At 64.9% G+C, this 6,664-nt stretch carries 11 protein-coding genes; 10 read left to right on the top strand and 1 reads right to left on the bottom strand.

The genetic code is table 11. From position 1 onward, the window contains the following. Positions 1 to 99: 99 nt before the first annotated feature. Complete coding sequence (locus QM612_RS08435; protein ID WP_415253455.1) at positions 100 to 948, bottom strand: YgfZ/GcvT domain-containing protein; 849 nt, start codon at positions 946 to 948, stop codon at positions 100 to 102. A 40-nt stretch (positions 949 to 988) separates the two neighbouring features. On the opposite strand from QM612_RS08435, the gene QM612_RS08430 reads away from it, so the two are divergent. The 10 genes from QM612_RS08430 to QM612_RS08385 form a co-directional block, all read left to right on the top strand. Then, positions 989 to 1,165 (top strand): DUF1674 domain-containing protein, encoded by a 177-nt coding sequence (locus QM612_RS08430; protein WP_415253454.1) that lies wholly within the window; start codon positions 989 to 991, stop codon positions 1,163 to 1,165. Positions 1,166 to 1,272: 107 nt separating this feature from the next. Then, a complete protein-coding gene (sdhC, locus tag QM612_RS08425) occupies positions 1,273 to 1,683 on the top strand; it encodes a succinate dehydrogenase, cytochrome b556 subunit (protein ID WP_415253453.1) in 411 nt (136 codons plus the stop codon). Continuing rightward, positions 1,680 to 2,078, top strand: coding sequence for a succinate dehydrogenase, hydrophobic membrane anchor protein (gene sdhD / locus QM612_RS08420; protein WP_415253452.1), 399 nt, complete (start codon positions 1,680 to 1,682; stop codon positions 2,076 to 2,078). The genes sdhC and sdhD overlap by 4 nt, the downstream gene beginning before the upstream one ends. 4 nt (positions 2,079 to 2,082) lie before the next feature. Continuing rightward, positions 2,083 to 3,870, top strand: coding sequence for a succinate dehydrogenase flavoprotein subunit (sdhA, locus tag QM612_RS08415; RefSeq protein WP_415253451.1), 1,788 nt, complete (start codon positions 2,083 to 2,085; stop codon positions 3,868 to 3,870). A gap of 15 nt (positions 3,871 to 3,885) precedes the next feature. Next, positions 3,886 to 4,668: a succinate dehydrogenase iron-sulfur subunit gene (locus QM612_RS08410; RefSeq protein WP_415253450.1), complete on the top strand. Its 783-nt coding sequence runs from the start codon at positions 3,886 to 3,888 to the stop codon at positions 4,666 to 4,668. Between the two features lie 56 nt (positions 4,669 to 4,724). Further along, positions 4,725 to 4,985: a succinate dehydrogenase assembly factor 2 gene (locus tag QM612_RS08405; protein WP_415253456.1), complete on the top strand. Its 261-nt coding sequence runs from the start codon at positions 4,725 to 4,727 to the stop codon at positions 4,983 to 4,985. Continuing rightward, complete coding sequence (locus tag QM612_RS08400) at positions 4,954 to 5,391, top strand: hypothetical protein (protein WP_415253449.1); 438 nt, start codon at positions 4,954 to 4,956, stop codon at positions 5,389 to 5,391. Before QM612_RS08405 ends, QM612_RS08400 begins: the two co-directional genes overlap by 32 nt. A 69-nt stretch (positions 5,392 to 5,460) precedes the next feature. Then, positions 5,461 to 5,736, top strand: a complete 276-nt coding sequence (locus QM612_RS08395) for a BrnT family toxin (RefSeq protein ID WP_415253448.1) — start codon at positions 5,461 to 5,463, stop codon at positions 5,734 to 5,736. After that, on the top strand, positions 5,726 to 5,971 hold the full coding sequence (locus QM612_RS08390) for a BrnA antitoxin family protein (RefSeq protein WP_415253447.1): 246 nt from the start codon (positions 5,726 to 5,728) through the stop codon (positions 5,969 to 5,971). Before QM612_RS08395 ends, QM612_RS08390 begins: the two co-directional genes overlap by 11 nt. A gap of 62 nt (positions 5,972 to 6,033) precedes the next feature. Next, the coding region (locus tag QM612_RS08385) for an ABC transporter permease (protein ID WP_415253446.1) at positions 6,034 to 6,664 on the top strand (631 nt) is incomplete at its 3' end.

Below are 6,664 nucleotides of genomic sequence, written 5' to 3'. Positions count from 1 at the left end.
TTCCGGCGAAAGCCGGAATCTAGCTCTTTGGTAAGTCATTGAAAAAGCTGGATCCCGGCTTTCGCCGGGATGACGTTTCGGGAGTTGTTCAGAGCTTCCCTAGCGCGCAAGCCCGCCTGACAGCGGCAGTTCGCGCAGGGCGATGCCGGCGCATGAAAGCGTGGCATCGCCGCGTTCCAGCGGCAACACGGCCAGTGTCGCGTTGCCCTGCACGCATACGATGCTGCCGATGGCGCGCCCACCGGCGATCACTTCGTTGCCGGGTTCAAGTGGCGCATCGGCTTGCAGCAACGCCAGCCCGCGCTTGGCCTGGCCCAGGAAATGCGTGCGCGCCACGATTTCCTGCCCCGGATAGCAGCCTTTCTTCACGCTGAAGGCGCGCAGGCGTTCCAGCGAAAGCTGCTGCGGCGTCCACTGTTCGGCTTGCGATGCCGGCAAGCGCGGCAGGCCGTGGGCAAGGTCGGCCGCGTTCCAGCGGGCGAGGGCGTCGGCATCGTCGGCGACCTGCTCCGTGCTGATGCGCAGCGTGCGCGGGCCACCACTGCCGGACATGTCCAGCTCGACGGCATCGCCATCACGCGCCAGCGTGGTACCCATGGCCTGTACAGGTGCGCCAAAGCTGCCGCAGGCGTGCAGGTCGCCGCGTGCTTCCAGCTTGAGCTTGCTGCGGAACACGTAGCGTTGCAGCTTCGCCGCCAATGCGTCGGCAGACACATCCGGCAGGATCAGCCACAGGGTTTCGGCATCCAGCCGCAGCAGGGCGAACAGGGCAATCACCCGGCCCTTGGGCGTCAGCCAGCCGTTCCACTGCCATTGAGCGTCGGCCAGCGCAGCCACGTCGTTCATGCACTGCGCCTGCGCAAATGCGACTGCGTCGCGTCCGCTGATGGTCAGCACCTCATGGCCGGGCAGGCGGAAGGATTCGGCATGGGTCGGGTTGTCGCGCATCGGTCGCGGGCCGTAAACTTCGCAGGTTGTGAATGCGTCGATGATAGGCCAATCCGATCCCGCCCCCGAGTCCGCGCAGGCGGTGGTTCCGACCCCGGAACCCGCGCCGCCGGCCACCCCGAAGCCCGTGCCCGCCGTTGAGTTTGGCGGTCGCGATGGCCCGGAGCCGACCCGCTATGGGGATTGGGAAAAGAATGGCCGATGCATCGACTTCTGATATCTGCGTGAAAACCTGCTGCATCGCCATGGCGTGCAACGGTTTTGACGCAGATATTGCCTACTGCCACGCGGCGTGAGCCGCCCAGCCCGGAGAACGCATCCCTCATGGCTGCTTCCGAACCGCGCGGACGCCAGCGTCCGCTGTCGCCGCACTTGCAGGTTTACAAATGGCAGGTGCAGATGATGACCTCCATCATCCACCGCGCCACTGGCGTAATTCTGGTCGTCGGTGCGCTCGCCATGCTCTGTGGCTTGCTGGCACTGGCTTCCGGGCCGGATCGTTGGGAGGCGTTCACCGCCTGCGCCGGTTCCATATTCGGGCGCATCGTGCTGCTGGGCTTCAGCTGGGCGCTGGCCTACCACCTGCTCAACGGCATCCGCCACATCGCGCAGGACGCAGGGCATGGTTTCGCCATCCCGGATTTCATCCGCAGCAGCTGGATTTCGGTGATCGGCAGCTTCGTGCTGGTGCTGCTGGCTTGGGGCATCGTGCTGATGCGTTGGGGGCAGGCATGAGCGGCAATGCAAACAACCTGCGCACGCCCTTGAAGCGTGCGCGCGGGCTGGGATCGGCAAAGGACGGCACCGGCCATTTCATCTGGCAGCGGATCACCGCGATCGCGCTGGCGCTGGCCGGCGTCTATCTGCTGGGCCTGCTGTTCGGGCTGACGGGTGCCGACTACCACATCGCCCGTGCGGTGGTGGCCGATCCGCTGAACGCCACGGTGCTGGTGTTCTTCATCGTCGCCATGTTCTGGCACGCCAAGCTGGGGCTGCAGGTCATCATCGAGGATTACCTGCACACGCCGCTGCTGGCGGGCGCGGCGCACATCGCCAATATTTTCGTCTGCGCGCTGGCGGCCATCGCTGGTGTGCTCGCGGTGCTGCGCATCGCACTGCAAGGAGCCTGACACCGTGTCCGCGTACCAGATCCAGGAACACAAGTTCGACATGCTGGTGGTTGGTGCCGGTGGCGCCGGCCTGCGTGCCACCTTCGGCCTTGCCCACAAGGGCCTGAAGACGGCCTGCATCACCAAGGTCTTCCCGACCCGCAGCCATACCGTGGCGGCGCAGGGCGGCATTTCCGCCGCGCTTGCCAACATGGGCGAGGACGACTGGCGCTTCCACTTCTACGACACCATCAAGGGCAGTGACTGGCTGGGCGATCAGGACGCCATCCAGTACATGTGCCGCGAGGCGATCCCGGCGGTCATCGAGCTGGAACATCAGGGCGTGCCGTTTTCCCGCACCGAGGACGGCAAGATCTACCAGCGTCCGTTCGGCGGCATGACCACGCACTACGGCAAGGGCATCGCCCAGCGCACCTGCGCCGCCGCCGACCGCACCGGCCACGCCATGCTGCACACGCTGTACCAGCAGTCGCTGGCGCACGAGGCGCAGTTCTTCATCGAATACTTCGCGCTTGACCTGATCTTCGACGAGCACGGTGCCTGCAAGGGCGTGCTGGCGCTGGACATGGCCGAAGGCACGCTGCACCTGTTCCGCGCCCACGGCGTGGTGCTGGCGACAGGCGGTTACGGCCGCGCCTATTTCAGCTGCACCTCGGCGCATACCTGCACCGGCGACGGCGGCGGCATGGCGCTGCGTGCCGGCCTTGGCTTGCAGGACATGGAGTTCGTGCAGTTCCATCCCACCGGCATCTATGGCGCGGGCTGCCTGATCACCGAAGGCGTGCGTGGCGAAGGCGGCATCCTGCGCAATGCCAACGGCGAGCGCTTCATGGAACGCTACGCACCGAACGCGAAGGACCTGGCATCGCGCGATGTGGTCAGCCGTTCGATGACCATCGAAATCAACGAAGGTCGCGGCGTTGGCGAGCACAAGGACCACATCTTCCTCGACCTGACCCACCTCGACCCCGCCGACATCCACAAGAAGCTGCCCGGCATCGCCGAAAGCGCCAAGATTTTTGCCGGCGTGGACGTGACCAAGCAGCCGATCCCGGTGCTGCCGACCGTCCACTACAACATGGGCGGCATCCCGACCAACTATCACGGCGAAGTGGTGCAGTTGAAGAACGGCGACCCCGACGCGGTGGTGCAGGGCCTGTACGCCATCGGCGAAGCGGCCTGCGTGTCGGTGCATGGCGCGAACCGTCTTGGCTCCAACTCGCTGCTTGACCTTGTGGTGTTCGGTCGTGCGGTGGCGAACCGCTGCGCCGATACGATCAAGCCCAACCAGCCGCACAGCCGCCTGCCGGACGACGCCACCGAACAGGCCATCAGTCGCCTTGACCGTCTGCGCAATTCCAACGGCAGCCTGCCCACGGCGACGATCCGCGACCGCATGCAGCGTTCGATGCAGGCCCACGCCGCGGTGTTCCGCACCCAGGACACGCTGGCCGAAGGCGTGCGCCAGATTCGCGAAATCCGCGAATCCTTCGCCGAGGTCAAGGTCAGCGATCGCTCGCTGGTGTGGAACTCCGACTTGATCGAAACCTACGAGCTGATGAACCTGCTCGGTCAGGCGCAGGTCACCATCACCGGAGCGGAGAACCGCAAGGAATCACGCGGCGCGCACGCCCGCGAGGACTTCCCGGATCGCGACGACGAGAACTGGCACAAGCACACGCTGTGCTGGCTGGACGATGCCGGCAACACCCGCATCGACTACCGCCCGGTACACATGTACACCCTCGACGACGAAGTCGAAGTGGTGCCGCCGAAAGCGCGCGTTTACTGACCGGGAGTACGCAAGATGGCCGAATTCACCCTCCCTAAGAACTCGCAGATCGGCAAGGGCCGCCACTTCAAGGCACCCGCCGGTTCAACCCGCGTGCGCAGCTTCAAGGTCTATCGCTGGAACCCGGACGACGGCAGGAATCCGAGCACGGATACCTACGAAGTCGATCTGGACAAGTGCGGGCCGATGGTGCTCGACGCACTCATCAAGATCAAGAACGAGATCGACCCCACGCTGACCTTCCGCCGTTCCTGCCGCGAAGGCATCTGCGGTTCGTGCGCGATGAACATCGACGGCACCAACACGCTGGCCTGCACCCGCGCCATCGAGGACTGCGGCAAGGCCGAGGTGCCGATCTACCCGCTGCCGCACATGGAGGTGGTCAAGGACCTGGTGCCCGACCTGACCCACTTCTATGCGCAGTACGCCAGCATCCGCCCGTGGCTGCGCACGCAGACCGCCGCGCCCACGCGCGAGCGCCTGCAATCGCCGCAGGACCGCGACAAGCTGGACGGCCTGTACGAATGCATCCTGTGCGCCTGCTGCTCGACCAGTTGCCCCAGCTACTGGTGGAACGGCGAGCGCTACCTCGGCCCGGCGATCCTGCTGCAGGCCTACCGCTGGATCATCGACAGCCGCGATGAAGACACCGGCGCGCGGCTGGACGATCTTGAAGACCCCTTCAAGCTCTATCGCTGCCACACCATCATGAACTGCGCCCGCACCTGCCCGAAGGGCCTGAACCCGGCCAAGGCGATCGCGGAGATCAAGAAACTGATGGTGGCGCGGAAGGTCTGATTTTTCCTTCTCCCTCCGGGAGAAGGTGCCCGAAGGGCGGATGAGGGTGCGGCTGCCTGACCATGCACACGCAAGACGAAGCCGAACTGAAAAAACTGCGCTGGCGCTGCCGGCGCGGCATGAAGGAACTGGACCAGCTGCTGGAACGCTGGCTGGATCGCGCGTGGCGGCAAAGTCCTACGCAGGAGCGGGAGGTTTTCCTGCGGCTTCTGGATAGCGAGGACGATAGGCTCTGGCGCTGGTTCCTTGGCTACGAAACCCCGGACGATGTCGAAATCGCGGCGCTTGTCGAACGTATCCGAAGCCTGCCTGTTTGAGTCGCAGCCCTCGCGCCATGTCGGCGTGTGGCTGCTCGCACTGGCCGTACTCGCCCCGTTCTGCCTGATTGCCTCCAACCTGCCGCGTGGCTGGGCATGGCCGCTGGCCTGTGTAGCGCTGATCGCCAGTCTGCGTGATATGCGGAATTACCTGCGCCAGCCGGTATGCACGCTGCGTATCCCGGCGGGACGCGGTGCGGTGACTTCCGATGATGCGCACATCGACGACCTGCGCCTGCGCTGGCGTGGGCCGCTGGCCTTCTTCGACTGGCGCGATGGCGATGGCCGCAGGCGGCGGCTGGTGTTCTGGCCGGATCGGCTGCCTGCCGCAACGCGGCGTGAACTGAAACTTGCGATGCAGCGGCGCGAGGCTGCCATTGGTATGGGTTCAGTGACGGAAAGTTGAGGCCTGGAAGAACGCTGTGCCGGCGCGTACAGGATTTTGCGGCCAGATGTTGTTGTAGGTACAATAACCATGCAAATCACATACGATCCCGGCAAACGGCAGAAAACCCTGGCCGAGCGCGGGCTTGATTTCGAGGATGCCGTTGCCGTCTTTTCAGGGCTCACGTTCGAGGTCGAAGACACACGCAGGGATTACGGCGAGAAGCGCATCATCTGCTTCGGCCATCTGGCGGGTAGGCTGGTGGTGATCGGTTATGTGCCAAGGGGTGCGGTGCGCCACGTTTTCAGCATGAGGAAGGCCAATGAGCGCGAACAAGCCCGCATCGCACCGTACCTTGAAGTCTGACTTCAAGCGCGTGGATGCGCACAAGCCAAAGAAAGGCGAATACGAAGACCTGCCGGAGCTTTCGGATGACATGCTCGCGCGCGGCACCGTCAAGCGTGGCGGGCGTCCGCTGGCAACCAATCCGCGCAAGCAGGTGACGATCCGCTTGCCGGAGACCGTGCTTGCCGCGTGGAAGGCAACCGGGCCGGGTTGGCAAACCCGCATGGCGGAGCTCCTGAGCAAGCGCGTGGCATAAGCGGCCCGATAGCGGCATCATCCACATCCTCGTCGCTTGGCGGCGACCAATCCAGACATTCGATGTTCAAACCTGTTCCCGTCGCCATCGGCCTGCGCTACCTGCGCGCCAAACGCCGCAATGGCTTCATCTCCTTCATTTCGCTGGCTTCGATCCTCGGCATCGCGCTGGGCGTGACCGCGCTCATCACCACGCTGGCGGTGATGAGTGGCTTCCAGAAGGAAATCCGCGACCGCATGCTGGGCATGGCCGCGCACACCACCATCAGCGGCTACGGTGAGCCGCTGCAGGACTGGCAACATGCGGTGAAGCTGGCGCTGCAGGATGCGCGGGTGGCCGGTGCCGCGCCCTACGTCGAAAAGGAAGCGCTGCTCTCCGCCAGCGGCAACCAGCCGGCGATGCTGCGCGGCGTGATCCCGGCGCAGGAAGACACGGTTTCGGTGCTGGGCGCGAAGGTGAAGCAGGGCAAGCTGGCCGATCTTCAGCCCGGCAGCTTCAACATCGTGCTGGGGCGTGAACTGGCCATGTATCTGGGGGCGGGCGTTGGCGATGACGTGGTGCTGACCCTGGCCGACTTTCGCAGCACGCCGGTGGGCGGCGTGCAGACCATGAAGCGCTTCCGGGTCAGCGGCATTTTCGAGGCCGGTTACAACGAGTTCGACCGTGGCCTTGCCGTGGTCCACATGCAGGACC

This window comes from Thermomonas sp. (assembly GCF_047606765.1).
GTDB lineage: Bacteria > Pseudomonadota > Gammaproteobacteria > Xanthomonadales > Xanthomonadaceae > Thermomonas.
This window is presented reverse-complemented; position numbering and strand designations above follow the sequence as displayed.

Excerpts from the sequence above, each read along its gene's own strand:
- sdhD (WP_415253452.1), top strand. The coding sequence starts at position 1,680 with ATGAGCGGCAATGCAAACAACCTGCGCACGCCCTTGAAGCGTGCGCGC.
- QM612_RS08430 (WP_415253454.1), top strand. The coding sequence starts at position 989 with ATGATAGGCCAATCCGATCCCGCCCCCGAGTCCGCGCAGGCGGTGGTT.
- QM612_RS08395 (WP_415253448.1), top strand. The coding sequence starts at position 5,461 with ATGCAAATCACATACGATCCCGGCAAACGGCAGAAAACCCTGGCCGAG.
- sdhC (WP_415253453.1), top strand. The coding sequence starts at position 1,273 with ATGGCTGCTTCCGAACCGCGCGGACGCCAGCGTCCGCTGTCGCCGCAC.
- QM612_RS08435 (WP_415253455.1), bottom strand. The coding sequence starts at position 948 with ATGCGCGACAACCCGACCCATGCCGAATCCTTCCGCCTGCCCGGCCAT.
- QM612_RS08410 (WP_415253450.1), top strand. The coding sequence starts at position 3,886 with ATGGCCGAATTCACCCTCCCTAAGAACTCGCAGATCGGCAAGGGCCGC.